Here is a 24,133-nt window from a genome sequence, read left to right on the forward strand (position 1 = left end):
CCGCCTGCGGAACAACTGCGACAAGAATGTTAATTGGATGGACTCATTGCGTCCGTCATAAAGACGCCATCGTTTCGACGCGGCGCCGATGACGGCGACGAGGTCCGCCTGTGGGGACAGGCTAAGAGGGCGCTTCCGGCTTCGGTCGGGAGCGCCCTTTTCTTTGCCCCGCCTCAGAAGATGACGTGCTCGTGGCCCCACCAGAGCGGCGAGCGCGCAAGGTCGATGAACCGCTTTTCGTCCTCCAGCAGCAGGGCTCCGGCCTTGCGGGCGGCCTGCGGTTCGGCGCCCGCCATGTCCTCGAAACTGTCCCACCAGAGCTGGGCGACGCCGTCGAAGCCTTCCGGCCCGCCGCGCACGTCGCGCAGGGCGGCAGAGGCGTCGAGCGGCAGGCTGTGCAACTGAACGTAGCGCCGGATGCGCAGCGTCTCGCGGACGCTGGCCACCAGCGGGGCGTGGGTGTTCAGCCAGTAGTCCTGAAACTGCTCGCGGGTCAGTTCCGGGCGGCGAACGAGGGCGAAGGTGAGCTTGAGCATGTCAGGCCAGCGCCTCGCCGAGGAAGCCGGCCATGGCGGTCCAGGCCCGGTGCGCGACAGCCTCGTGATACTCGATGCCCATGTCGGGCATGTTCGCGCCGGGGTTCATGAAGGCGTGCTTGGCGCCGCCGAATGCGTGGATCTGCCAGTCGGCCTTGGCGGCGGTCAGTTCCTGGCCGAGGGCGACGACGTCGGCCGGCGGGACCATCGGGTCGTCCCAGCCGTGATAGGCGGCGACCTTGGTCTGGATCGGCGTAACGGTGGGCAGGCCGGGCGGGGTGAACAGGCCATGGAAGCTGGCGACGCCCTTCAGCGGCGCGCCGGCGCGAGCGAGGTCGAGCACGCAGAGGCCGCCGAAACAGAAGCCGATCGCCGCCAGCCGGTCGGCGCGAAGCTCGGGCAGGGCGGCGACCACCTCGACCACGTGCAGCAGCCGCCGGCGCAGCTCGGCCCGGTCCTGGACCAGCGGGGTCATCAGCGCCTCGCACTCGGCCGGGGTCTCGCCACGCTTGCCCTTGCCGTAGAGGTCGACGCAGAAGGCGCCGTAGCCGAGGCCGGCCAGGCGCTGGGCGAACTGCTCCTGACCCTCAGAGCGGCCTTCCCAGCCGTGGAACACCAGCGCGCCCGGCAGCGGCTCGGTCGCGCCGTCGGGCAGCACCAGGGCCCCGTCGTGCAGCGCGTCGTCGCGGTGGTACTCGATCGTGCGGATGTGGCTTTCCATGCCCGGTGTCTCCCTTTGCGGCGACGCTAGGCGCTGGCCGACCGGTTCGGCAAGGCGGCCGCCACGTTACCTGGCGGGTAATCGCGGGGCCTTCGCGCAGCCGGCATGGTCGGGGCGTCAACAAGGAGCTGACCCATGACCACCGCCGCCGACATCGCCGAAATCTACATCGCCGCCTGGAACGAGACTGACGTCGCCGCCCGCCAGGCGATGATCGCCGACACCTGGACCGGAGACGCGATCTATGTCGATCCGCTGGCCGCCGTCGAAGGCCACGCCGGGGTCGACGCCCTGATCGCCGGGGTGCAGGAGCGCTTTCCCGGCTTCCGCTTCGCCCTGATCGGCGAGCCGGACGGCCATGGCGATCATGTCCGCTTCTCCTGGGGCCTCGGGCCGGACGGCGTCGCCGACGCGCCGATCAAGGGCACCGACTATGTGCGGGTCGAGGACGGCCGTCTCAAGACCGTCACCGGCTTTCTGGACCAGATTCCCGGCTGAGCCGGCGGACTTCTTCGAAGCCCTGGGCGCGGCGGGCCGGAGCACGCCGCGCCCTTGCTGCATTGGGCCTGAGGGCGCCATCGGGCATCGACCCGATCTGTGCGGCGACGGGTCGCGGCGCCAAAATGAAGGGGCTGGAGACTGCTCCGGCCACGCCTTCGAGCGCGTTTCATGAGGATGCTCAGCTCGACCCCGGCGCCCATTCGCCGGCGGCGGTCACTCCACCGGGCGCGATCTCACAACCCGAAAAACGAGAGGGGATAGTGATGTCTCTCAAACTTGTTTTGGCGGCCGCCGGCTGCGCCAGCCTGCTCGCGCCCGCTTCGGCGCTCGCCCAGGACTACGATTGGACCGGCTTCTATGTCGGCGGAAACGCCGGCGCGAGCTGGGGCGACACGTCGATCAAGACCAGGATCGAGCCGGGCAACGGGGCCGCGCCGATCGACCCGCGCGACGTCGCCGCGCTCAACGCGCCGATCTCCTCGGACGACAACGATACGGGATTCACCGGAGGGATCCAGGGCGGCTACAACTATCAGAGCGGCAACTGGGTGTTCGGCCTGGAGACCGACGTCGGCTGGATGGACATCGGGCAGAGCCGCTCGAACTCGTTCGTTTTGCCGTCGGTGGTCAATCCGCCGATCGTGGCGACCATCACTCAGGAAGCGAGCACCGACTGGGTCTGGACGTTGCGGCCGCGCATCGGCTGGGCGAGCGGGCCGTACATGCTCTACGGCACCGCGGGGCTGGCGGTGTCGCAGGTCGAGGTGAAAGCCAGTTACACCGACAACCGGGCGCTGGGGAACGTCGGCAGCTACAACAACAAGAACACCAAGACCGGTTGGGCGGCCGGGATCGGCGGCGCCTACGCCTTCAGCGACAACCTGTCGGCGCGCGGCGAGTGGCTCTACACCGACTTCGGCGACGTGCGGGCCTCCTGGGTGACGCCGAACGGCTATGCGGCGTTCACGACCCAGGCCGACGCACGGGCGAACCTGCTGCGGGTCGGGATCGACTACAAGTTCTGACCAGGGGCGGCCGGCGTAGCCGCCGGCCGCAACTTCCCCGCCAATGCGGCCGTTCCTCCCTATAGCGACAAGGGAGGCCCGCCATGGCCGACGACAATGTCTACAAGATCCTCGAACTGGCCGGTTCGTCGACGAAGAGCATCGACGACGCCGTCCAGACGGCGATTTCCAAGGCCAGCGCGACCGTGCGCAACATCCGCTGGTTCGAGGTCGAGCAGGTGCGCGGCCATGTCGAGAACGGCAAGGTCGGGCACTATCAGGTGCTGTTGAAGGTCGGCTTTACGCTCGAGTGACGGCGTCCGGCTCGGTGCCGAGCCATTGGTGCAGCACCTGCAGCACCGGTTCGGCCGGCTGGTAGCCGCGGTTGACGATGCCGTAGTGGCCTTCCTCGTTCGGGCCGCCGACCAGGGTCGGAAAACCCGTCACGCCGGCGCGCTGGGAGGTGGCGTAGTCGTTCCAGGTCTCGTGCTTGAGGTCGTCGGTCTCGAAGTCGGCGAGGAACGCTTTGCGATCGACCCCGTAATCGGCGGCCAGGTCGGCGAGGACCTCGGCCTTGGTCACGTCCAGACCCTCGGCGTAGAAGGCGTGGTGTAGGCGGGCCAGGAATAGCAGGGCCTTTTCGCCGTCTTCGCGACGGACCCGCACGATGGCCCTGGCGGCGGGATCGGTGTCGTAGAGAAAGCCCGGCCGGTCGAGCACGGCGTCGTCGAACGGGAGGCCGGTGGCCTCATGCACATGTTCCCAGTGGATCTTCAGTTCGGTCTTGGCCTGTTCGGTGGTCGGCTTGTCGTTGCCGGGGCGCAGGCCGCCCATGACCAGCTGGATGGGCAGGGCGCGGCCGAAGGTGCGCCGGATCTGGCCGATCACCGGGGAGAAGCCGTAGCACCACGAGCACATCGGGTCGGCGAAGTAGATCAGGCGGGGCGTCTGCATGGCGGCATCCTCTCGTCGCGTCTATGTAATGCGCAGCGGCCGCCTGGGCGAGCCGGATGGAGACCACGATCCTTGAAGGCCTGACGCCGCGCTCTTTGCGAACCAGCCCTCACCCGCGTCAAACCGGCGCGGCGATCCCTCCTGACCAGGCCTCCACATGATCCATATTCGCCCCGCCCGCGCCGACGAGATCGACCGCGTACGCGACATCGAACGCCTTTCAGCGACCCGCTTTCTCGATACCGACCGCGCCTGGCTGGCGCACGACGACCCGACCGACGCTGCAGCCCTGGCCGCGCGGATCGCGGCGGGCGGCCTGCTGGTCGCCGCAGATCAGGGCGAGGCGGTCGCCTTCGTGATGTTCCGGCCCGAGGAAGGCTGCGCCTATGTCGAGCAGATCGACGTGCTGCCCAGCCATGCGCGCCGCGGGATCGGCGCGGCGCTGCTGGACGCGGTGAGCGACCTGGCGCGGGCGCGCGGCTGGCCCGCCCTGACGCTGTCGACCTTCAAGGACGTGCCGTTCAACGCGCCGTACTACGCGCGGCTGGGGTTCGCCGAGGTGGCGGCGCTGACGCCGGGCATGTCCCAAATCAGGGCGGAACACGAAGCGCGCGGCCTCGACGAGACCGCGCGCGTGTTCATGCGTCGGGAAGTGTGACTGAGGGGGACCGCCCATCTGGGCCGATGCGGGCGGTCCCCCTCCGTCTCGGCGCCGAAGCGCCGATTTCGTCAGGCGCTCAGCTTGGCCAGTTCGGCGCGGCTGTCGGCCACCGCCTGGTCGCGGGCGTCGGGGCCGTAGCCGATCTTTTCGGCGCGAATGAAGCTCACGTCGGTCAGGCCCACGAAGCCGAGCAGCTGGCGCAGGTAGGGCTCCTGGAAGTCCAGCGCCTGGGCCGGACCTTCGCTGTAGAGGCCGCCGCGGCTCTCGACGACGATCACCTTCTTGCCGGTCAGCAGGCCCTCAGGACCGGCCTCGGAGTACCGGAACGTCTCGCCGGCGCGCAGCACGTGGTCGAACCACGAACGCAGGGTGGTCGGGACGCTGAAGTTGTACATCGGCGCGCCGATGACGATGACGTCGGCGGCGCGAAGCTCGGCGATCAGCTTGTCGGAGAGGGCGCGGGCTTCATGCTCGGCGGGGCTCGACGGCTGGGCGCGGACGCCGGCCACGGTGGACGGCAGCAGGTGCGGGATCGGGTCGGCGGCCAGGTCGCGGAAGACGATCTGCGCGCCCGGATCGCGGGCGGTCAGTTCGGTGACGGCGTCGGCGACCAGCAGGCGCGAGATCGAGGCCTCGCCGCTGACGCTGCTGTTGAGAACGAGAATATTGGTCAAGGCGCCCTCCAAGGCGTTGAGTGAATTCGACGCCGACAGAGGTGAGGTCTTGAATGGTGCAACAGTAGCCCGATATTCCGCACCAGATTGTTGCATGAATGGGAACGCCAGATGCTCGACCTCGAAGACATCCAGGCTTTTGCGGAAGTGGCCGAGGCGCAGAGCTTCGGGCGCGCGGGCCAGCGGCTCGGGCTGTCGAAGTCGATGATCAGCCGCCGCGTGGCGCGGCTGGAGGCGGAGCTGGGAACCCAGCTGCTGAGCCGCACTACGCGCGGGGTCTCGGTGACCGAGGCCGGCATCGAGTTCAAGGAGCGGGCCGATCGGGTGCTGGCCGAGCTGGAAGCGGCGCGCGACGACCTGGCCCAGCGCGGCGAGGAGATCGTCGGCTCGCTGCGGCTGTCGGCGCCGCTGTCGTTCGGCATGACCCACCTGTCGGCGGTGCTGGCCGAGCTGGCCGTTCGGCATCCGAAGCTGCACCTCGACGTCTCCTACAGCGACCGGTTCGTCGACCTGATCGGCGAGCGCTACGACGCGGCGGTGCGGATCGGGACGCTGGAGGACTCCAGTCTGGTGGCGCGCAAGATCGCGCCGATCCGCGCGGCGCTGGTCGCCAGCCCGGCCTTCCTGGAGGCGCACGGAACCCCGGCGCGGCCCGAGGATCTGGACGGCCTGCCGGCGGTGACCAGCGGCGCCGAGGTCTGGCGGTTCCTGGACGGCAAGCGAACGGTGACGGTGCGCCCCGAGGGCCGTTTCAAGGCCGACAACGGGCCGGCGGTACTGGCCGGGGCGGCGGCGGGGCTGGGCGTGGCGATGCTGCCGACTTTCCTGATGGGACCGTCGATCGACCGTGGCGAGGTTGTCCCGCTGCTGCTCGATTTCCCGACCCCGCCGGCTGGGCTCTATGTCGTGCGCCCGCCGCCGGCCGCGCACATGTCGGGCAAGGTGCGGGCGCTGACTGAATTGATGCTGGAGAAGTTCGGCGGCGAGCCCTTCTGGGACGCCTGCTACGCGCGGCGGGTGGCCGAAGGCCTGCCGGTCTGACGGGAAAAAAATAGGGCGGCTCCCTTAGGAGCCGCCCCAGTCAGAGTTCTCGAGGGGGAAGACCTCTAGAACTTCTTGGTGACGCCCAGCTTGTAGTACCGGCCCAGCGGGTTCGCCGTGAACGGGTCGTAGCTGAGGTCAAGACGGGCGAACGGCGGCTCTTCGTCCAGCACGTTGATGACCGAGGCCGTCAGGGTCGTGTCCCAGGGCAGGAACACGCGATAGGCCAGGTCATGCGTGATGAAAGCGTCGATCTTGCGGCCGTTCTGGTTGGTCGCGAAGGTCGAGGAGCCGCCACGGGTGTCGACCATGTTGTCGACGTACCGGACGGTCCAGCGCAGGTTGTGGTCGCCGCGGTTGTATTCGGCGAAGGCGCTGCCCTTCCACTGCGGCTGCGAGCCGTAGCCGAGGTAGTCCATGGTGCCGACGTAGTCGGTTTCCGGAGCGGTGACGATGCCTTCGATCGTGTTCTGAGCGACCACGTAGTCGATGACGTAGGTGACGTCGGCGCCGAAGTTCATGTCGCCGCCGAGGACGTCGCGAGCCGTGTAGTTGACCGAGACGTCAACACCGCTGGTCTTCACGTCCGGACCGTTCACGAAGTAGTGGCGGACCCGGTTGATGTTCGCGGCCGAGCAGGCGCCGTTGAACGAGATGCGGTTTTGCAGCGCGGCGAAGGCCGGATTGCCGCAGTTGTTCGCGCCGGCGGCGCCGTTCGGGAAGATCGCGTTGACGATCTGCGAACCGCTTTCCGACCGGATCGGGCCTTCGAAGTCGAACGACCAGTAGTCGACCGACGCGCGGAAGTCGCCGAAGTCGAACAGGGCGCCGAGGTTCAGCGTCTTGGCCTTTTCCGGCTCCAGGTTCGGGTTGCCCCACAGGTCGTAGGCGCGATAGCCGCCGGCCGCGGTGGTGTACGACAGGTTGGTGGTCGCGGTCGGAGCGATCTGGGTCTGCGGCGGGGCGCGGAAGGTCGAGCCGGCCGAGACGCGGAACGCCAGCCAGTCGGTGGCCTGCCACTTCAGAGCGACCTTCGGGTTGGTGGTCGCGCCGATGTTGCCGCCGTAGTCCTCGTAGCGGATCGCCAGGGTGCCGGTCAGGCTGTCGGTGAACGGCATCTGGGCTTCGACGAAGGCCGCGCCGACCGAGTAGTCGAGGTCGTAGTCGGCCAGGGCGCCGAAGAAGCTGAACGGGCCGTTCTGGGCGACGCAGGTCGCGCCGGGATTCACCGACGAGTCCGCGCAGGGGCTGACGGCGATGTTGGTGTCGTCGTTGTTCTGACGTTCCACGCCGCTCCAGCGGTACTGAGCGCCGGCGGCCCAGGCCAGCGGGCCGGCGCCGAAGTCGACGCTGCCCACTTCGCCGTTGAACACCAGGTCGGCGGTGAACATGCGCGAGCGTTGCTTGTAGCCGTACTCGCCGAAGATGTAGTCGAGCACTTCACGGCTGTTGGCCGTGGAGGCGACGTAGCCCGGGTTGGTGCGGCCGTCGATGACGTTGGATTCAACGCCGGTCGAGAACGGGTTGAACCACAGGCAGCCGTTGGCCCCAGCGGTCGTGCCCTGGCAGTTGGCGCCGCCGAAGCCCATCATCGCGCGCTGCAGCTTGCCGACCAGGATGTCGGAGGTCGCCACGTCGGAGTTGGAGTCCATGTAGGTGACGGCCGCGTCCCAGCCGATGCCGCCGGCGACGTCGAACTCGCCCTTCAGGCCGGCCGAGATGCGGTAAGTTTCGAAGTAACGACGGTCGTGCTTGGCGCCGCCGCCGAACAGATCGTTGCCGCCGACGCCGATCGGACGCCAGGCGATCGAGGTGAAGAGGCCGTTGGCCGCCGCCGCCGCCTGGGCCGGGGTCATCTGGCCGAGCAGAGCCTGCAGGCCTGGGTTGGCCACCGGGATGAAGAAGCCGTTGGGCTGGACCTTGCCGGTCAGCGCCGAGGTCGGGAAGTTGTTCGGCGGGTACGACGGCGACGAGTGTTCCTGCGGCACGTCGTGGGCCGCATACAGCACTTCGGCGTGGAACTTGGTCTTCTCGGTGAGGTCGAAGTTGATCTCGCCGTACAGCTGCCAGTGTTCTTCTTCTTCAATCAGGTTGTTGAAGCCGATGAACTGGAACTGGCAGCCCGGACCGGTGATGGTCGCGCAGCCCGGATCTTGCAGCGCGCTGGTGTAGGTGACGCCGCCGTTGCCGCTGGTCAGGTAGGTGCCGGGGTTGCCGAAGCTCGACCAGCCGCCTTGCGGGTTGTCGGTGAGCGAACGCATCGCGAAGTCACGCTCGGTGACCGGCAGCGCGGTGCGCTTGCGGTAGCCGGCGGTCAGCAGGATGTCGGCGTTCTCGCCTTGCCAGCCGTAGGCGGCGCTCAGGGTGTAGTCGCCGTCGGCGCCGTCGATGTACGAGTAGTTGCCCGAGACTTCCAGGCCGCTCAGGTTCTTGCGGGTGATGAAGTTCACCACGCCGGCGACGGCGTCGGAGCCGTAGGTCGCGGCCGCGCCGTCCTTCAGCACTTCCACGCGGCCGATGGCGGCCGTCGGGATCATGTTGGTGTCGACGTAGATCGCGCCCGGCGAGATCGCCATGCGGCGGCCGTTCATCAGCACCAGCGTGCGCTCGGCGCCGAGGCCGCGCAGGTTGACGTTGCCGACGCCGGTCGATTGGGCGGCGGCGTACTGGTTGGCTTCGCCAAGGACGCCGGACACGGCCGGGATCGACTTCAGCAGGTCCACAGTGCTCGGCGAGCCCTGCTTCTGCATTTCGTCTTGGCCGATCACGTTGACCGGCAGGGCCGCGTTTTCCGGCGAGCCGGCGATGAACGAGCCGGTGACCACGATCTCTTCGACCGCGACAGAACCGTCTTGCGCGCTGGCGGTGCCAGCAAGCCCGAGGACCGCCAGGAGCGCGAGGGAGGAGGCTCCTGCGAGGTACCTACAATGCAACATTCGTTTCCCCTAATATAACTACGTTATACGTCGAATTGTCGTCTTAACGTGGCGCAGGAAAAAGCGGCGGGGACCCGGAAACGCAAGTCTCTTTTCCGTCACGGAAAGAATAACGCCGCTACATCGACGTAATCGAATGGCGTTATCGCAAAAACGGCGTTCGAATTTTTGACGTAAACGCAAAATCGTACCGAGGATTCGAAATTGCGTCGAATTTCCTCATAAAAATCAGTGAGCAGTTTTGTTGTGCCCGTCGAATTGGCTCGGGCGCCCGAAAATGTCGCTTCTGCGCCACAGATGGCGAGGATTTGTCTTCAACGGTCCGGTATGCGGGGAATTAAGACGTGTAAACGCTGTTCGCCGAGAATCCTGGCAAGCGTTCGGGATTCCGTCAGGCGGATTAGTTTGACGTTTCGGTAGGTTTTGCCAACAAATCGAGCACCGAGACGAGATAGGCCTCGGCGTTGGCGCGGGCGGCGGGGACGCCGCTGACGCCGCTGGCTTCGAGCTGGTCGAAGCCGCCGCCGACCGCAAACAGTGTGCGGAAGGCTTCCTTCTCGATCAGCGGGGTGGGCAGGATCTCGATCTCGCTGGTCCGCAGCTGGGCGACCACTTCCCTCAGCGAGCGCGGGCGCAGGGCGGCCGGCACCCGGGTCAGCAGGCAGCGATGGGGCAGGGGGCGTCCGGCCCGGCGGCCGAACTGGGTGACCATCTCGGCGGCCTTGATCGCCTGGATCGCCTCGAGCTGCGAGGCGGCGAGCGGGGTGACGACAAGGTCCAGGCGCATGGTCGTGAAGGCCATGGCGCCGCGGACCGAACCCTCGGTGTCGAGGATCAGCCAGTCGGGCTGCTTGCGCTGCGCCTCGCGCAAGGCGTCGCGCATGTCTTCCATCATCGGGGCGGGATGGATGCTGATCCTGTCGGGGCGACCGGGCAGCGAGGCCCAGTGCACCAGCGGCTTGTTGGGATCGGAATCGATCATCGCCACCCGCTGGCCGCGCTCGACGAGGCCGAGGGCGAGCAGCAGCGCGGCGGTGGTTTTTCCCGCGCCACCCTTCGGATTGACAAAGGCGACTGTCGGCAAGCCGGTCTCTCTGTTGGAGCGCCCCCCGGCGGGACCTAGGCGTAAACCATAGCGGTCCGCGGCCGGACTATCGAGCGGGTATGCGGCGCTACTTTGTCCTAGGGGCGGCGAACGGATGCTCCCCCGCCGGGGGAGCGTCTGCCGGCCTAGCTGGTCGGCGCTTCGGCCGGGGGCGGGGCCTCCGGCGCGGCGGCCGCGTCCAGCCCTGCGGTCGGGTCGAAGGCGGCGCCGAGCAGCTTGGCGTTCTTCTCCAGGCGTTCGGCGGTCGGACTGCAGCGGACCGGCAGCGACCAGCTCATCCACTCCTGGGCGAGGCGGGCCTTGGTCAGGTTCGGGGCGCCGGCCCAGACGGCCTGGCCCTTCTTGATCGCCGCCGCGCCGATCGGGCCGAGCGGCCGGATGCTGGCCTTCTCGGCGGTCTCGATGGCCCGCTCGAAGGCCTTCAGGTCCTTGCGGCTCTGCTTCTGCATGTCGGCGTAGACCTTGAGGTCCTCGGCCAGCGAACGGCCCGGCGGACGATAGGCGGTCTCGATGCGGGTCACCTCCGGCATCACCTGGTCATGCAGGCTGAGATAGCCTGTCAGCGCGCCGTGGCACCAGGAGACCAGCCCATAGTCGTCGCGTGGCGCGCCGACCGGCCAGGGCAGGTCTTCGATCCCGTCAGGCGTCGCGGGCGCAGCGGCGGCCGGCTCGGCGGCCTGGTCGACGGCCAGAAGGGCGAGAGCGATGAGTAGCGCTGGCATGGAACCTCGTTGAAGACTGGATCAGGCGGCCGCCCCGAATCCCCCGCCCCCGGGGGTTTCGATCTCGATGATATCGTCAGCCGCGACTGTAAGCGAAAAACAGCCGGGCAGTTCCTTTACCGCGCCGTCGGCGGCGATCAAACGCTGGACGCCGGGCAGGGCGGCGCCGCCGCCCGCGATCCCCTGGGGCGCGTGGTCGCGGCGTGTCGAGAGCAGCGCGGCCTCCATCGGGGCCAGGAAGCGGATCCGGCGGAACGCGCCCTCGCCGCCGCGCTTGGCCCCGTCGCCGGCCGAGCCGCGGCGGATGGCGAAGGCCTCGACCCGCACCGGGAAGCGGCGCTCGAGGATCTCGGGGTCGGTCAGGCGCGAGTTGGTCATGTGGGTGTGGACGGCGCTGGTCCCGGCCTGCTGGGCCGTGGCGCCGGCCCCGCCGCAGATGGTCTCGTAATACTGGCGGGTCTCGTCGCCGAAGGTGAAGTTGTTCATCGAGCCCTGGGCGTTGGCCATCACGCCCAGCGCCGCATAGAGCGCGTCGACGACGTGCTGGCTTGTCTCGACGTTGCCGGCGACGACGGCGGCGGGGTAGCGCGGGGCCAGCATCGAGCCTTCCAGCGTCAGGATCTTCAGCGGCTCCAGGCAGCCGGCGTTGAGCGGGATGTCGTCGTCGACCAGACTGCGGAAGACGTAGAGCGCGGCGGCGTCGACGATCGCCGAGGGCGCGTTGAAGTTCGAGCCGAGCTGGGCGGCCGAGTCGCGGAAGTCGAGCACCGCCTCGCCGGCCGCCGCATCGACGGTGGTCCGCACGACGATCTCCCCGCCGCCGTCCATCGGCACGCGGGCCGTTCCGTCCTTGAGCTTGCCGACCGCACGGCGGACCGAGGCGGCGGCGTTGGCCTGGACGAAGCCCATATAGGCGGCGACCGCGTCGCCGCCGAAGGTCTCGATCATGCCGCTGACCGCCGCGGCCCCGGCCTGGCAGGCGGCGATCTGCGCCTTGAGGTCGGCGAGATTGCGGTCCGGGGCGCGGGACGGGTAGCGCCCGGCGGTCAGGGCCTGGCGCACCGCGTCCTCCAGGAAAACGCCGCCGCTCATGATCGGGAGGGCGTCGAGCAGTACGCCTTCCTCCTCCAGCGTATGGGAGAAGGGCGGCATCGAGCCGGGTTGAATGCCGCCGACGTCGGCGTGGTGGCCGCGCGCGGCGACGTAGAAGGCGGGGCGGGCTGAGCCGGCCACGAACACGGGCATGACCACGGTGATGTCGGGCAGGTGGGTGCCGCCGGCATAGGGGTTGTTCAGCGCGAAGGCGTCGCCTGGCTTCAGGGTCGGGTGGCGGTCGCGGACGGCGCGGACGCTGGCGCCCATCGAGCCGAGATGCACGGGCATGTGCGGGGCGTTGGCGACCAGGCCGCCATCCAGGTCGAACAGCGCGCAGGAGAAGTCGAGCCGCTCCTTGATGTTCACCGAATGGGCGGTGCGCTCCAGCGCCGCGCCCATGGCCTCGGCCACGCCCATGAATCGCTTGTTGAAGAGTTCGAGGGTGACGGGGTCGGGTTTGTCGAGCGCCAGCACCGCGGCCTTGCGGCGGCCGGCCTGTTCCAGGCGAACCATGCCGTCAGGGCCAGGCGTGGCGGTCCAGCCGGGGGAGAGCGCGATCTGGGTGTCGGCGCGGACGATCAGGGCCGGGCCTTCGGCGGCGGTGAGCTGGTCGGCGGCGATGATCGGCGCGTCATGCCAGGCGCCATGGAAGAACATGCGGGTGCGCTCAATTGCTCCCCCGCTGCGGGAGCTGTCGGCCGTATGGCCGACTGAGGGGGACTTTGACCCAAGCGAGAGCGAGCGGTCCCCCTCCGTCTCGCTGCTTTCCGACGATCCACCTCCCCCAGCGGGGGAGGAATTGTCGGCGGCGCCTTCGCTCACCGCTTCGGCTTCGACCGAGGCGATGACGATGGGCAGGTTCGACTCGATGAAGCCGAACATCCGCTTGTGGGCGCTTTCGAAGGCGGACGTCACCTCGGCCAGCGGGCCGAGGGGGACCGGCAATTCGGCGTCGGCGCCGTCGTAGCGCAGGCGCAGGACGAGACGGACCTCGCCGGCGTCGGCGCCCTGCTCGGCAAGGGCGGCGCGGGCGGCCGCCTCGGCCTGCGCGGCGGCGGCCTCGGCAAGGACGAGGCCGGCGGCGTCGAGGTGCGCGCCGAGACCGACCTGGCGCAGGCTGGCGAGCTGCGCCTGGCCGATGCCCCAGGCCGAGAGCACGCTGCCGTAGCGTGGACAGATAACCTGCGAAGGTCCCAGCGCCTCGGCGACCTCGCAGGCGACCTGGCCGGCGGCGCCGCCGAAGGCGGTCAGGGCGTGGTCGCGCGGGTCGAAGCCGCGCTCGGTGGAGATGCGGTCGGTGGCGCGGGCCATCTGCTCGACCGCGATGGCGACGAAGCCCTCGGCGGCCGCCTCGACGCTGGTCGCGCCCATGGCGTCGGCGAGCGACTGCAGCGCCGCGCGGGCGGCGGCGACGTCGAGCGGGGCGTCGGCGTTCGGTCCGAAGATCGCCGGGAAGAAGCGCGGATCGAGCCGGCCGAGCACGAGGTTGGCGTCGGTGACCGTCGCCGGGCCGCCGCGGCCGTAGGCGGCGGGGCCGGGATCTGCGCCGGCGCTCTGCGGGCCGACCCGGGCGCGCAAGCCGTCGAAGGCCAGGATCGAGCCGCCGCCGGCCGCGACCGTCTCCACGTCGAGCATCGGGCTGCGCAACTTGACCCCGGCGACCCTGGCGCTGTCGCGGCGCTCCAGCAGGCCGGCGTAGCGGCAGACGTCGGTCGAGGTGCCGCCCATGTCGAAGCCCAGCGCCTGCTCGGCGCCGGCGATCTGCGCCGTGCGGGCGACCCCGACCACGCCGCCGGCCGGGCCGGAGACCACCGCGTCGCGGCCGCGGAACGCCTGGGCGTGCACCAGCCCGCCGGCCGAGGTCATGAAGTAGAGCGGCGCGCCCTCGACGGCGCTCGCCACCCGCTCGACATAGGCCTGCAGGATCGGGGTGAGATAGGCGTCGGCGACGGTGGTCTCGGCCCGCGGCACGAAGCGCGGCAGGGGCGAGACCTCGTGGCTGAGGGCGACGAACGGGAAGCCGGCGTCGCGCGCCAGCTCGCCGGCCCGGCGTTCGTGGGCGGGATTGAGGTCGGCGTGCAGGAAGGCGATCGCCGCCGAGGTGAAACCTTCCGCGCGGGCCTGGCGCAGGGCGGCCATCAGCGCGGCCTCGTCGAGCGTGCGGACCGTCGCGCCGTCGGCGGCCAGCCGCTCGGCGGCCTCGACGACGCCGGAATAGAGCGGGTCGGGCCGCTCGATGTTCAGGGCGAAGAGGTCGGGCCGGGCCTGGTCGCCGATCACCAGGGCGTCGGCGAAGCCTTCGGTGACGACCAGCAGGGTCTTGGCGCCGGCGCGTTCCAGCAAGGCGTTGGTGGCCACGGTGGTGCCCATCTTGATCGCTCGGACTCGGGCGGCGGGGAAACGCTCGCCGGCTTTGGCCCCCAGCACCCGACGCATCGCCTCGACGGCGGCGTCGGCATATGCAGGCGAGGCCGAGAGCAGCTTGAGGGAGACTTCTTCGCCATCGTCGGCGCGGGCGATCACGTCGGTGAAGGTGCCGCCGCGATCGATCCAGAAGCTCCAAAGCCTGTCCAAACTGTAACCTTTCGCGGGGGCGATCTGCATTGTCAGGACCGACATCGGGCCTTACAGCTTGGATACTCCCATGAGCTTCTGGCGCAACATTGCTGGGCTCGCAGTCAAGAAGCCCGATGCGGGCGACTGCGCCGATTGTCCTGCCACCCGGCCGGGCGAGGATCCCGCCTTTTCCACCGCCGTCACCGCGCTGGGCGCGAAGCTGGCCAAGGCCGACGGCCGCGCCAGCATCGGCGAGTTCGACGCCTTTTCGCAGGTGTTCCAGCCGGACGCGGCGTCCGAGCGCAACATCCACCGACTGTACGACCTGGCCCGCCAGACGACGCGCGGCTTCGAGAGTTATGCGCGGCGGTTGGCCAAGCGCTACGCCGGCTGCCCGACCCTGCTCGAGGACGTGCTGGACGGCCTGTTCCACATCGCCGCCGCCGACGGCGTGGTGACCCAGGACGAGCTGGAATATCTGGAGCAGGTCTCGGACCTGTTCGGCTTTTCGCCGCTGGTGTTCCGCCGGCTGAAGGCGGTGCACCTGGGGATCGGCGCTGACGACCCCTATGGCGTGCTCGACGTGGCGCACGACGCGTCCGACGCCGAGGTCCGCGCGGTCTGGAAGGCCGCCCTGTCCGAGGCTCACCCGGACCGCGCCCGCGCCCGCGGCCTGCCCAGCGAATTCATCGAGGTCGCCGAGGCCAAGTCGGCGGCGATCAACGCGGCGTTTGACGAAATCATGCGCGAACGCCGGGCGATGGCGCTCGAAGGCGCGGCATGATGCGGCCACTTTGTCGTGTTCTGTCTGGTTCTCGTTGACGTCGGGGATCGTCCGACCGAATTATCCGTTTAGCCGCAACAAGCGGCGCCCTTGAGGATGCTCATGGTTCGCGAATTCGCCAGGAAGCACGGCACCACCCTTCGCGGTCTCGCCGCGGTCGGAGGGGCCCTGGCCACCGCCGCCGCCATCGCGGTCGGTGCGGTGCTCGCCGTCTTCTTTGCGGCCACGGTGGTGGTGATCGCGGTCATGGCCTCGGCGCTGCTGGCGCTGGCCGGGCTGGCCCTGCGCGCCAAGAAGGCGCGCGCCACGCGCCGCGACGACGGCGTCATCGAAGCGCGCCACCTGGGCGGCCACCACTGGGTGGCCTACGGCTGGAACGAGCGCCAGGGCCGCTAGGGCCCGATCCCATGTACATTCTGAGGCCCTTCCGCCCCGGCGACGAAGCCGGGGTGATCGCCGTGCTGGACGACACCTTCGAGAGCACCTGGGGCCCGCAGCTGCGCCCTGAGATTCTGGCCAAGCGGCGGCGCGAGCAGCCGGCCAGGGCCTATGTCGCCGAGAAGGCGCAGGCCTTCGTCGTGGCGGTCGAGGGCGAGCAGATCCTGGGCATGGTCCACTGGGACGGCGACTTCGTGCATGCGCTGCACGTGATCGGTGCGGCCCAGCGGCGCGGGGTGGGGCGGGCGCTGCTGGCCTATGCCGAACAGGCGATGGCCGCGGCGGGCCAGGCCTCGGCGCGGCTGGAGACCGACACCTTCAACACCCGCTCGCGGGCGTTCTACGCCGCGCTCGGCTATCGCGAGGTCGACAGCTATCCCGACCTCGAGTGGGAAAGCGGCCTGACGACGCTCCTGCTGGAGAAGCCGCTGGGTTGACCCTGCGTCGCCGCTTGCCCGACGGCCACGCCGCATCTAGGCTCCCATTCAAACAATCGTTGGGAGAAACGGCATGATCGGCGTGGTGGCGACCCTCAAGGTCCAGGACGGCAAGCAATCCGAGTTCGAGGCGATCTTCACCGATCTCGCCAAGCAGGTCCGGGCCAACGAGCCGGGCAACATCGCCTACCAGCTGACCAAGAGCCGCACCGACCCGACGGTCTACAAGGTGCTGGAGCTCTACAAGGACGAAGACGCCCTGAAGGCTCACGGCGGCACCGACTACTTCAAGGCCGCCGGCGCCAAGATGGGCCCCTGCATGGGCGGCCGTCCCGAGATCGAATACCTCGACGCTGTGGAGTAGTCGCCATGGACCTCGAATTCTCGAAGGAAGACCTGGCGTTCCGTGACGAGGTTCGGGCCTTTATCGCAGAGGCCTTCGACGACGACATGCGCGCCCGCTCGGCGCAGTCGAAGAACGCCCACATCGACAAGGCGGGCCAGGTCCGCTGGCTGAAGCGGCTGAACGACAAGGGGTGGATCGCCCCCGATTGGCCGAAGGAATACGGCGGCACCGGCTGGAGCCACGCCCAGAAGTACATCTTCGACATGGAGATGGCCCTGGCCGGCGCGCCCTCGACCTCGAACATGGGGCTGAAGATGTGCGCCCCGGTGGTGATGGCGTTCGGGACTCCCGAGCAGAAGGCGCAGCACCTGCCGAGGATCCTCTCCACCGACGCGTGGTGGTGCCAGGGCTACTCGGAGCCGGGCTCGGGGTCGGACCTCGCCTCGCTGTCCATGAAAGCTGAGAGGGACGGTGATTATTACGTCCTAAACGGTTCAAAAATTTGGACAACTTACGCCCAGTGGGCCGACTGGATGTTCTGTTTGGTGCGGACCTCGAACGAGGCGATCCGCCAGAAGGGCATCTCGTTCCTGCTGCTGGAGATGAACACCCCCGGCATCACCATCGTGCCGCTGCCGACCCTGGACGGCCCGCCCGAGGGCGACCAGGAGATCAACCAGGTGTTCTTCGAGAACGTCCGGGTGCCGGTCGCCAACCGCATCGGCGAGGAAGGCCAGGGCTGGACCTACGCCAAGTACCTGCTGCAGTTCGAGCGCGGCAATCCGTACGCGGCGGGCCTGACCAACCAGCTTAACAAGGTGCGCAAGATCGCCAGCCTGGAGCCGTCTGACGGCGGCGGGCGGATGATCGACGACCCCGACTTCCGCAAGAAGCTGAGCGAGATGCAGATCAAGGTGGACGTGCTCAACGCCACCGAACTGCGGATGTTCTCGGCGCGCTCCTCGGGCGAGGCGATGGGGGCGGCGTCCTCGATGCTGAAGCTGGAGGGCAGCCAGGCGCAGCAGGCGGTGACCGAGCTGGCGCTGGAGGCGGCGGGGATCTACGCCCAGCCGTTCGTGCGCGACACCTGGGCCGAGATCCGCGGCGAGCGCAACGAACCGCGGGCCGGTCCGGACTACGCGGCGACCATCGCCCCGACCTACTTCAACTACCGCAAGACCTCGATCTATGCGGGGTCGAACGAGATCCAGCACAACATCATGGCCAAGATGGTGCTGGGGCTGTAGCAGGCGACGTCGGAGGGTTGCGGTTTTGGCTGCAACCTTTTGAATATGAAGTGAAATACAGACTAGGGCCGCGCGCGCAATCCGTTCATGAGCAGATCGGTGAGCGCCGCGGCGAGCTTGGGGGCCTCCTCGGCCTGAGCGAGGTCGCCCCTCGCGACCCAGGCCGAGGCTCCGGTCAGGGCCAGCATGGTCGCGCGGGTGTCGAGCGCCCGCATCGAGCCCTCGGCCAGGCCGCCCTCGAACAGTGAAAGATAGGCGCGCTGCAGGCGCAGCGAGGCCTCGGCCGCGGCCTGCCGCTGCTCCGGGGTCAGGCTCGGCAGCCCGGAGAACACGCGCAGGGGCGCCAGGCCAGGATAGAGGCTGGCCATGATGCTGGCCTGAGTTCCGGCCGCCATCGCCTGGGCGCAGTCGCCGCCGCTCTCGGCGGCCGCAGACAGCGCAAGCTCGGCTATGGCGATGAAGATCCCGTAGCCGCGCAGCTGGGCGGCCGAAATCAACGACTGCTTGTCCTTGAAGTGGTTGAGCACGGTGCGCTTGGAGACGCCCACCGCCTGGGCGATGTCGTCGATCGAGGTGGCGTCGAGGCCCCGCTCGTTGAACAGGCGCGAGGCGGTGGCGAGCAGGGCGTCGCGCCGGGCCGCGGTCAGCGAGCGCCGGTCGAAGGCCTCGGTCATCCGCGGGGCCAGGCGCGAGAGGTCGAGCGGCGGCAGCGGTTGCGGCGGTTCCACCGCCAGACCGTTGAGCAGCATCCGCCCGGCCGCGCCGAGCAGCCGCTCATTGGGCAGATCGGCCTCTTCCGAGAGCCAGCGCGGACCAAGTTTCAGCCAGTAGACGAGGCTGAGCACGGCGCGGGCGGCGATCACATGGTCGATGTCGCGAAGCAGGCCCGCGCGTGCGCCGTCCGCAAGCACCTGGGCGAGTTTGCTTTCGACGACGCCGACCTTGCCCAGCACCGCCCAGGCGTCGTCTTCACGCAGGTAGCCGATCTCGCTGAGCGCCGTGATCGGCGGCAGCGACGGGTCGAGCACGCTGCGAACGAAGCGGTCGAGCACGTCGATGGCGTCCTGGCCGGATGCGGCCGCAGCGTCCAGGCGCTGCTCCATGATCTCGCAAGCGCGCAGGTAGCAGCGGAACACCAGGTCGGGCCGGTCCTCGGCGTAGCCGTAGATCGCCGCGCGGGTGAGGCCGAGATTCGCGGCGATCTGCTCGAGCAGGTCGCCGGTGACGCCGACCTCGTTCAGCAGGCGCGCGGCTTCGTCCAGCACGCGCTCGCGACGGCCGTCGTCGCGGACGGTCCTGGCGACTGACGCGTCGTTCGGCGGCTTCCCCATCGATCCTTTCCTAAGCGGCGCGCCGGCCGTTTGCCATCGCGCATTGACATTCACTAACAGAACGATGAAATGACTTCACCAAAATGTAAGTTTCGGGGTTAGCCCGGAACAGGGGGAAACGATGACGAGGCTCAAAGGGCTGGCGGCGGGGACCGCCGTGGCGACGGTTCTGGCCTATGGCGGAAGCGCCTGGGCGCAGGGCGGAACGATGATCGAGGAACTGATCGTCACCGCGCAGAAGCGTGAGGAATCGATCCAGGACGTGGCCGGCGCGGTGGCGGCGATCGGCGCGGCGGACATCGCCGAGCGCGGGGTGCGCACGGTCCAGGACCTGCAGTTCCAGATGCCGAACTTCCAGGCCGGCACCTCGGCGTCATCGACGATCATCTTCATTCGCGGGGTCGGGCAGAGCGTCGGCCAGCCGGGCGTGGCGACTCACGTAGACGGGATCTACTTGTCGCGGCCGCACCTGGTGGCGCTGCCGCAGTACGACCTGGAGCGGATCGAGGTGCTGCGCGGGCCGCAGGGCACGCTCTACGGCCGCAACGCGACGGCCGGGGCGGTGAACTTCATCACCCACGCGCCGGGGTCGCAGTTCGAGGGCTACGGCCAGGTCGCCTATGGCAACTATGACGAGTTGCGGCTGCAGGGCGCGGTCAACCTGCCGCTGGGCGAGCGGGTGCGCACCCGGGTCTCGATCGACTACCGCGACATGGGCGAGGGCTTTGTCGAGAACGTCGTGCCGGGCAATCCGGACATCGGCGCGGCCAAGACATTGTCGGGCCGCATCCGCACTCAGTTCGACATCGCCGAGAACGGCATGCTGGACCTGGTGATCTGGGGCGCCCAGACCGACGGGTCCGGCGACTACATCGTGTTGAACAACCAGCCGACGCCGCTGGCGGTGGCCAACAACCCGTACCTGGCGCGGGCGATCGTGCCGCTGGAGCCGAACCGCACCAGCGCCAACCGTCCCAGCGAGCGCGACTCGACCGCCTATGGCGCGACCGCGACCTTGAGCTGGGATCTCGGCGAGGCGACGCTGCGCTCGATCACCGGCTACTACTGGTTCGACTACACCAACAGCTTCGACGCCGACGGCACCAACCTCGACGCCACGCCGCTGAGCAACTGGTACAAGTCGCGGACCTTCACCCAGGAGTTCAACCTGTCGGGCGAGACGGGGCCGGTGGACTGGCTGGCCGGCCTCTACCTGATGGACGACAAGCTGAGCAATCAGGCCCGCTACAGCTTCCCGCTGGGCCTGAACGTTCCCTCGCTGCGCTCGCAGTTGCTGCCGGGCGCCTCGCTGATCACTCAGGGCGTGCCCTATCACACCGTCGCCTATGCCGGCTTCGCGGACGGCACCTACAATGTCAGCGACCGGCTGCGGATCATCGCCGGGGCGCGCTATTCGCGCGAGGAACAGGACAACTTCCAGACCAACCAGAACGGTCCGCTGAGCACGCCGATCGGGGTGTTCCCGGTGTTCACCAGCTGCCTGAACCGCTTCGTGCCGCTGGAGTTCGAGGCCTTCACCCCGCGCGGCGGCGTGCAGTACGACCTCGACGCCGACGATCGCAAGTCTGCGTACTTCACGATCTCGAAGGGCTTCAAGTCCGGGGGCCTGAATCAGTCGAGCTGCGGCAACAGCTATCAGCCCGAGAAGCTGCTGGCCTACGAGGGCGGGCTGAAGACCCGGCTGCTGGACGGGCGGCTGATACTCAACGCGACGGCCTTCTACTACGACTACCAGGATTTCCAGATCACCCAGATCACCGGGCTGTCGGCGATGATCGTCAACGCCCCCGAAGCCACCGTCGTCGGCCTGGAGCTGGAGAGCGCCTGGTCGCCGGACGAGCACTGGACCCTGAACGCCAACGCCTCGCTGCTGAAGTCGACCTATGGCGAGTTCCGCAACACCGACTCGCTGGCGCCGGCCCTCGGCATGCAGGACCTGGAAGGCAACTATCTCAACTACTCGCCCAAGGCCTCGGGCAACATCGGGGTGCAGTACCGGAGCTCGCCGCTGAGCATCGGCACGCTGACTGGGCGGGCCGAGCTCTACATGACCTCGCGGTTCTATCTGCGCGAGTTCAACCAGGACGCCGATAGCCAGCAGGGCTACGCGCGGCTGAACCTCAGCCTGATGTGGGACAGCCCCGACGAGCGGCTGAGCGCGCGGGCCTACATCACCAACGTGACCGACGAGGGCTACCTCTCGACCATGGGCGTGTCCGACAATCTCGGCGCCCGGTTCGTCAGCTGGGGCATGCCGCGCCAGTTCGGCCTCGAACTGACGGGGCGGTTCTGATGCGGCGGCGAGCAACGACGGCGCGGGGCGGCGCATGCAGATGACGAGGCGCGGTGCGATCATCGCCGGCGGCGCGAGCCTGCTGGCCGGGGCGGCGGCGGCGGGGGTGTCGAGCCCTCCGCCGGCCGCCGCCAACGACGCCTTCCCGATCTTCTCGGACGCCGAGATGGCCGGGCGGCTGACGCGGGTGCGCGCGGAGATGGGCCGGCGCGGGCTGGAGGCGGTGCTGGTCTATGGCCACACCGGCGTCGGCAACAGCCCCGGGCAGGTGAACCTGCAGTACCTGGCGCGCTATGCGGCGGTGATCGAGACCTATCTGCTGGTCCCGGCCGACGGGGCGATGACCATGTTCCTGGCCGTGCCCTACCACATCCCCAATGCGCGGGAGATCTCGTGCGTCGAGGACATCCGCTGGGGCGACGCCCTCGGCGGGGCGATCGGCGAGATCAAGGCCAAGGGCTTCAAAAGGCTGGGGCTGGTCGGACCGGGGGCGGTCGCGCACAGCGGCCCGACCCTGTTCGCCGAGGGCCGCGATCGGATGGTCGCGGGGCTGGACGGCGTGCGGCTGGAGAACGCCACGCCCTGGTTCGACGACCTGCGGCTGATCAAGAGCGACGAGGAACTGGCGGTGATGCGCTCGGCCGGCGCGCTGACCGACCGCGCCCACGAGGTGGTGTTCGCCGCGACGCGGGCCGGCGCCACGCCGCGGGCGATCCGCCGGGCGATGGACGTGCTGGCGGCGCAGAACGGGGCGACCTATCCGTTCGGCCACATCGGGGCGATCTCGATGGCCGCGCCGCAGGGCTTCTATCCGGACTTCTATCCGACCGACGCGCCCATCGCGCCCGGCTCGCTGATGATGACCGAGCTCTGCCTGGGGCATGGCAACTACTGGGCCAAGCTATGGGGCAGCTACTTCGTCGGCGAGCCGACGACGGAGTACCGGCGGCTGTTCGAGACCGCCGCCAAGGTCCACGACGACCTGGTCGCGGGCTTGAAGCCGGGGATGACCGGGCGGGAGGTCAACGCCTTCCTCGCTCCGATCACCGCGGCCGGGTTCGAGCAGCCGGCCAATGTGCTGGTCGGCGGCTGGAGCGCGATGAACCACGCGCCGCAGATGGGGGCGATGGCCAGCAGCCTGAGCGAGCCGTTCACCCGACCGTTCCTGGATGCCGCCTTGCGGCCGCGCCAGACCCTGACGGTGCAGGCCTGGGTCAGCGTTCCAGGCCAGCCCAAGGGGCTTTGGGTCGGCTCGTCAGGGGTGATCACCGAGGCCGGCTACGAGAGCTTCAATCGATATCCGGTCAGCAAGCTGCGCGTGGTGCAGCCATGAGGAGGAAGAGGATCATGAGCGAGATCGCCGCCGCGGCCGCCGCCCTGGCGATGGCGCAGAGCGCCGCGGCCCAGGCGCCGCCGGAGAATGTCCGCGGCAAGCTCGTGGAGCTGACCCAGACCTCGATCTCGGTGGAGGTCGAGCCCGGCAAGCGGCTGGACATGCGCCTGGCGCCGGAGTGGAGCGTGCAGGTGATGCGGCCGATCCGGCTGGAGGACTTGGAGCCCGGCCGCTTCGTCGGGGTGATCGAGCAGCCGCAGCCCGAGGGCTTCGGCCTAGCCCACGCGGTGCATATGTTCCTGCCGGGCGTGCGGATGGGCGAGGGGCGGCAGCCCTGGGACCGGCCGCCGGGCTCGACCATGACCCAGGGCGACATCGGTCCGCTGACCGACGCGCCGGGGGGCAAGGCTTTCGAACTGACCTATGCCGGCGGAAAACGGAAGATCGTCGCGCCCAAGGACGTTCCGGTGGTGCTGATCAACAACGAGGGCCGCGAGAACATCAAGGTCGGGGTCGAGGTGTTCATCCTCGCCTGGCCGGAGGCCGACGGTCAGCGTCGGGTCGATGCGGTGGCGACGGGAGAGGGCGGGGCGCTGCCGCCGCTCTGAGCGCAGAACTCAGCCGCGGGCGGGGCCGCAGAGGGCCTCGAACCCAGTGCTGGTGTAGGCCACCGCGTCGTCGATGGCCTGCGCCATCCGCTTGCGGTTGAGGCTCGCCTTGCCGAGCCGGATCGGGGCCAGAGCCATGTGGCCGACCGCCATGGCCAGCACCTCGTAGATCTTGCTGAGCGGCGTGTCCGGAAACAGAGGGGCCAGCGCCTCGGCGTAGCGGGTCCGCACTGGGCCGACGGCGGCGTCGAACATGTCGGTCGCCTCGTCGCGCACGGTCACCTGCACCATCGCCAGGATGCGCGCATAGTTGTAGCCGGCCGGGGTGGAGGCGACCTCCAGGTGAGGCGACAGATAGCTGTGCATCAGGGCTTCGAGCCGCGCACGGCCGGTGACCGCGGGGGGAATGTTGGCCAGCCGCTTCAGGCGCTCGGCCTGGATGGCGTCGAGGAACTGGGCGATCACCGCCTGATAGACGTCGGCCTTGCTGCCGAAGTGGTAGTGGATGGTGGCCGGATTGACGCCCAGCTCGCGCTGGATCGCCCGCAGGCTGGCGCCCTGATAGCTGTACTCGGCGAAGTGATGGGCGGCGACTTCCAGCAGCCGGGCGCGGGTGTCCGTACGGCGCAGGTCGCCGTCCGCCTGAGCTGCGCTTGCGCTGCCTTTTCTCACCCCTGATCCTTCATCTGAAGCCGCGACGAATCCGCGCCGGGCTGTCTCCACGACGAACCCCGCCGCCCGGTCGTGTGTCAACCGCTTGATGGAGTTTCGCTCAAACAAATTAATCAA

General features: G+C 68.9%; 23 protein-coding genes. 13 read left to right on the forward strand and 10 right to left on the reverse strand.

All coding sequences use genetic code 11. From position 1 onward, the window contains the following. Nucleotides 1–173 precede the first annotated feature (173 nt). Together AC1Q87_RS18475 and AC1Q87_RS18480 are read right to left on the reverse strand one after the other, a co-directional pair. Complete coding sequence (locus AC1Q87_RS18475; protein WP_492610296.1) at nucleotides 174–536, reverse strand: EthD domain-containing protein; 363 nt, start codon at nucleotides 534–536, stop codon at nucleotides 174–176. Nucleotide 537: 1 nt separating this feature from the next. Continuing rightward, complete coding sequence (locus AC1Q87_RS18480; RefSeq protein WP_492610297.1) at nucleotides 538–1,257, reverse strand: dienelactone hydrolase family protein; 720 nt, start codon at nucleotides 1,255–1,257, stop codon at nucleotides 538–540. A 135-nt stretch (nucleotides 1,258–1,392) separates the two neighbouring features. Between AC1Q87_RS18480 and AC1Q87_RS18485 the strand changes: the two genes are divergently transcribed. From AC1Q87_RS18485 to AC1Q87_RS18495, 3 genes are all read left to right on the forward strand, one after another. Next, on the forward strand, nucleotides 1,393–1,755 hold the full coding sequence (locus tag AC1Q87_RS18485; RefSeq protein ID WP_492610298.1) for a nuclear transport factor 2 family protein: 363 nt from the start codon (nucleotides 1,393–1,395) through the stop codon (nucleotides 1,753–1,755). Nucleotides 1,756–2,021: 266 nt separating this feature from the next. Next, complete coding sequence (locus AC1Q87_RS18490) at nucleotides 2,022–2,783, forward strand: outer membrane protein (protein WP_492610299.1); 762 nt, start codon at nucleotides 2,022–2,024, stop codon at nucleotides 2,781–2,783. A gap of 83 nt (nucleotides 2,784–2,866) precedes the next feature. Next, a complete protein-coding gene (locus tag AC1Q87_RS18495; RefSeq protein WP_492610300.1) occupies nucleotides 2,867–3,076 on the forward strand; it encodes a dodecin in 210 nt (69 codons plus the stop codon). Here the strand turns inward: AC1Q87_RS18495 and AC1Q87_RS18500 are convergent. Continuing rightward, nucleotides 3,063–3,716, reverse strand: coding sequence for a DsbA family protein (locus tag AC1Q87_RS18500; protein ID WP_492610301.1), 654 nt, complete (start codon nucleotides 3,714–3,716; stop codon nucleotides 3,063–3,065). The two genes, AC1Q87_RS18495 and AC1Q87_RS18500, sit on opposite strands and share 14 nt — an antisense overlap. A 157-nt stretch (nucleotides 3,717–3,873) precedes the next feature. Here AC1Q87_RS18500 and AC1Q87_RS18505 point away from each other — a divergent pair, with 157 nt between their 5' ends. After that, nucleotides 3,874–4,374 (forward strand): GNAT family N-acetyltransferase, encoded by a 501-nt coding sequence (locus AC1Q87_RS18505; RefSeq protein WP_492610302.1) that lies wholly within the window; start codon nucleotides 3,874–3,876, stop codon nucleotides 4,372–4,374. A 71-nt stretch (nucleotides 4,375–4,445) separates the two neighbouring features. Here the strand turns inward: AC1Q87_RS18505 and AC1Q87_RS18510 are convergent, their stop codons facing one another. Beyond that, on the reverse strand, nucleotides 4,446–5,051 hold the full coding sequence (locus AC1Q87_RS18510; protein ID WP_492610303.1) for an FMN-dependent NADH-azoreductase: 606 nt from the start codon (nucleotides 5,049–5,051) through the stop codon (nucleotides 4,446–4,448). Nucleotides 5,052–5,162: 111 nt separating this feature from the next. Between AC1Q87_RS18510 and AC1Q87_RS18515 the strand changes: the two genes are divergently transcribed. Further along, nucleotides 5,163–6,092, forward strand: a complete 930-nt coding sequence (locus tag AC1Q87_RS18515) for a LysR family transcriptional regulator (RefSeq protein ID WP_492610304.1) — start codon at nucleotides 5,163–5,165, stop codon at nucleotides 6,090–6,092. Between the two features lie 65 nt (nucleotides 6,093–6,157). Here AC1Q87_RS18515 and AC1Q87_RS18520 read toward each other — a convergent pair whose 3' ends face one another. The 4 genes from AC1Q87_RS18520 to AC1Q87_RS18535 all read right to left on the reverse strand — a co-directional run bounded on the left by AC1Q87_RS18520 (nucleotide 6,158) and on the right by AC1Q87_RS18535 (nucleotide 14,524). After that, entirely contained in the window at nucleotides 6,158–8,917 is a 2,760-nt protein-coding gene (locus AC1Q87_RS18520; protein WP_492610305.1) for a TonB-dependent receptor, read from the reverse strand. 511 nt (nucleotides 8,918–9,428) lie between these two features. Beyond that, a complete protein-coding gene (locus tag AC1Q87_RS18525; RefSeq protein WP_492610306.1) occupies nucleotides 9,429–10,112 on the reverse strand; it encodes a nucleotide-binding protein in 684 nt (227 codons plus the stop codon). A gap of 146 nt (nucleotides 10,113–10,258) precedes the next feature. Beyond that, entirely contained in the window at nucleotides 10,259–10,855 is a 597-nt protein-coding gene (locus AC1Q87_RS18530) for a hypothetical protein (protein WP_492610307.1), read from the reverse strand. 21 nt (nucleotides 10,856–10,876) lie between these two features. After that, a complete protein-coding gene (locus AC1Q87_RS18535) occupies nucleotides 10,877–14,524 on the reverse strand; it encodes a hydantoinase B/oxoprolinase family protein (protein ID WP_492610308.1) in 3,648 nt (1,215 codons plus the stop codon). A gap of 70 nt (nucleotides 14,525–14,594) precedes the next feature. Between AC1Q87_RS18535 and AC1Q87_RS18540 the strand changes: the two genes are divergently transcribed. From AC1Q87_RS18540 to AC1Q87_RS18560, 5 genes are all read left to right on the forward strand, one after another. After that, nucleotides 14,595–15,290 carry a TerB family tellurite resistance protein gene (locus AC1Q87_RS18540; protein ID WP_492610309.1) on the forward strand — a complete coding sequence of 232 codons (696 nt, stop codon included), beginning with the start codon at nucleotides 14,595–14,597 and terminating at the stop codon, nucleotides 15,288–15,290. A gap of 102 nt (nucleotides 15,291–15,392) precedes the next feature. Further along, nucleotides 15,393–15,686 (forward strand): hypothetical protein, encoded by a 294-nt coding sequence (locus AC1Q87_RS18545; protein WP_492610310.1) that lies wholly within the window; start codon nucleotides 15,393–15,395, stop codon nucleotides 15,684–15,686. 11 nt (nucleotides 15,687–15,697) lie between these two features. Continuing rightward, a complete protein-coding gene (locus AC1Q87_RS18550; protein WP_492610311.1) occupies nucleotides 15,698–16,165 on the forward strand; it encodes a GNAT family N-acetyltransferase in 468 nt (155 codons plus the stop codon). Between the two features lie 73 nt (nucleotides 16,166–16,238). Next, entirely contained in the window at nucleotides 16,239–16,529 is a 291-nt protein-coding gene (locus tag AC1Q87_RS18555) for a putative quinol monooxygenase (RefSeq protein ID WP_293399283.1), read from the forward strand. A gap of 5 nt (nucleotides 16,530–16,534) precedes the next feature. Continuing rightward, complete coding sequence (locus tag AC1Q87_RS18560; protein ID WP_492610312.1) at nucleotides 16,535–17,758, forward strand: acyl-CoA dehydrogenase family protein; 1,224 nt, start codon at nucleotides 16,535–16,537, stop codon at nucleotides 17,756–17,758. Between the two features lie 62 nt (nucleotides 17,759–17,820). On the opposite strand, the gene AC1Q87_RS18565 is transcribed toward AC1Q87_RS18560, so the two are convergent. After that, nucleotides 17,821–19,089 carry a TetR/AcrR family transcriptional regulator gene (locus AC1Q87_RS18565; RefSeq protein ID WP_492610313.1) on the reverse strand — a complete coding sequence of 423 codons (1,269 nt, stop codon included), beginning with the start codon at nucleotides 19,087–19,089 and terminating at the stop codon, nucleotides 17,821–17,823. Nucleotides 19,090–19,210: 121 nt separating this feature from the next. Here AC1Q87_RS18565 and AC1Q87_RS18570 point away from each other — a divergent pair, with 121 nt between their 5' ends. From AC1Q87_RS18570 to AC1Q87_RS18580, 3 genes are read left to right on the forward strand one after another with little or no spacing between them, the layout of a single operon-like run. After that, nucleotides 19,211–21,403, forward strand: coding sequence for a TonB-dependent receptor (locus AC1Q87_RS18570; protein WP_492610314.1), 2,193 nt, complete (start codon nucleotides 19,211–19,213; stop codon nucleotides 21,401–21,403). A 34-nt stretch (nucleotides 21,404–21,437) separates the two neighbouring features. Continuing rightward, nucleotides 21,438–22,736 carry a M24 family metallopeptidase gene (locus tag AC1Q87_RS18575; protein ID WP_492610315.1) on the forward strand — a complete coding sequence of 433 codons (1,299 nt, stop codon included), beginning with the start codon at nucleotides 21,438–21,440 and terminating at the stop codon, nucleotides 22,734–22,736. 14 nt (nucleotides 22,737–22,750) lie between these two features. After that, nucleotides 22,751–23,344, forward strand: a complete 594-nt coding sequence (locus tag AC1Q87_RS18580; protein ID WP_492610316.1) for a hypothetical protein — start codon at nucleotides 22,751–22,753, stop codon at nucleotides 23,342–23,344. 9 nt (nucleotides 23,345–23,353) lie between these two features. On the opposite strand, the gene AC1Q87_RS18585 is transcribed toward AC1Q87_RS18580, so the two are convergent. Continuing rightward, nucleotides 23,354–24,016 carry a TetR/AcrR family transcriptional regulator gene (locus AC1Q87_RS18585; protein ID WP_492610317.1) on the reverse strand — a complete coding sequence of 221 codons (663 nt, stop codon included), beginning with the start codon at nucleotides 24,014–24,016 and terminating at the stop codon, nucleotides 23,354–23,356. Nucleotides 24,017–24,133: the final 117 nt, after the last annotated feature.

Source organism: Phenylobacterium sp. GW823-FHT02A09 (assembly GCF_058797775.1).

Excerpts from the sequence above, each read along its gene's own strand:
- AC1Q87_RS18475 (WP_492610296.1), bottom strand. The coding sequence starts at position 536 with ATGCTCAAGCTCACCTTCGCCCTCGTTCGCCGCCCGGAACTGACCCGC.
- AC1Q87_RS18480 (WP_492610297.1), bottom strand. The coding sequence starts at position 1,257 with ATGGAAAGCCACATCCGCACGATCGAGTACCACCGCGACGACGCGCTG.
- AC1Q87_RS18485 (WP_492610298.1), top strand. The coding sequence starts at position 1,393 with ATGACCACCGCCGCCGACATCGCCGAAATCTACATCGCCGCCTGGAAC.
- AC1Q87_RS18490 (WP_492610299.1), top strand. The coding sequence starts at position 2,022 with ATGTCTCTCAAACTTGTTTTGGCGGCCGCCGGCTGCGCCAGCCTGCTC.
- AC1Q87_RS18495 (WP_492610300.1), top strand. The coding sequence starts at position 2,867 with ATGGCCGACGACAATGTCTACAAGATCCTCGAACTGGCCGGTTCGTCG.
- AC1Q87_RS18500 (WP_492610301.1), bottom strand. The coding sequence starts at position 3,716 with ATGCAGACGCCCCGCCTGATCTACTTCGCCGACCCGATGTGCTCGTGG.
- AC1Q87_RS18505 (WP_492610302.1), top strand. The coding sequence starts at position 3,874 with ATGATCCATATTCGCCCCGCCCGCGCCGACGAGATCGACCGCGTACGC.
- AC1Q87_RS18515 (WP_492610304.1), top strand. The coding sequence starts at position 5,163 with ATGCTCGACCTCGAAGACATCCAGGCTTTTGCGGAAGTGGCCGAGGCG.
- AC1Q87_RS18530 (WP_492610307.1), bottom strand. The coding sequence starts at position 10,855 with ATGCCAGCGCTACTCATCGCTCTCGCCCTTCTGGCCGTCGACCAGGCC.
- AC1Q87_RS18540 (WP_492610309.1), top strand. The coding sequence starts at position 14,595 with ATGAGCTTCTGGCGCAACATTGCTGGGCTCGCAGTCAAGAAGCCCGAT.
- AC1Q87_RS18545 (WP_492610310.1), top strand. The coding sequence starts at position 15,393 with ATGGTTCGCGAATTCGCCAGGAAGCACGGCACCACCCTTCGCGGTCTC.
- AC1Q87_RS18550 (WP_492610311.1), top strand. The coding sequence starts at position 15,698 with ATGTACATTCTGAGGCCCTTCCGCCCCGGCGACGAAGCCGGGGTGATC.
- AC1Q87_RS18555 (WP_293399283.1), top strand. The coding sequence starts at position 16,239 with ATGATCGGCGTGGTGGCGACCCTCAAGGTCCAGGACGGCAAGCAATCC.
- AC1Q87_RS18560 (WP_492610312.1), top strand. The coding sequence starts at position 16,535 with ATGGACCTCGAATTCTCGAAGGAAGACCTGGCGTTCCGTGACGAGGTT.
- AC1Q87_RS18565 (WP_492610313.1), bottom strand. The coding sequence starts at position 19,089 with ATGGGGAAGCCGCCGAACGACGCGTCAGTCGCCAGGACCGTCCGCGAC.
- AC1Q87_RS18570 (WP_492610314.1), top strand. The coding sequence starts at position 19,211 with ATGACGAGGCTCAAAGGGCTGGCGGCGGGGACCGCCGTGGCGACGGTT.
- AC1Q87_RS18575 (WP_492610315.1), top strand. The coding sequence starts at position 21,438 with ATGCAGATGACGAGGCGCGGTGCGATCATCGCCGGCGGCGCGAGCCTG.
- AC1Q87_RS18580 (WP_492610316.1), top strand. The coding sequence starts at position 22,751 with ATGAGCGAGATCGCCGCCGCGGCCGCCGCCCTGGCGATGGCGCAGAGC.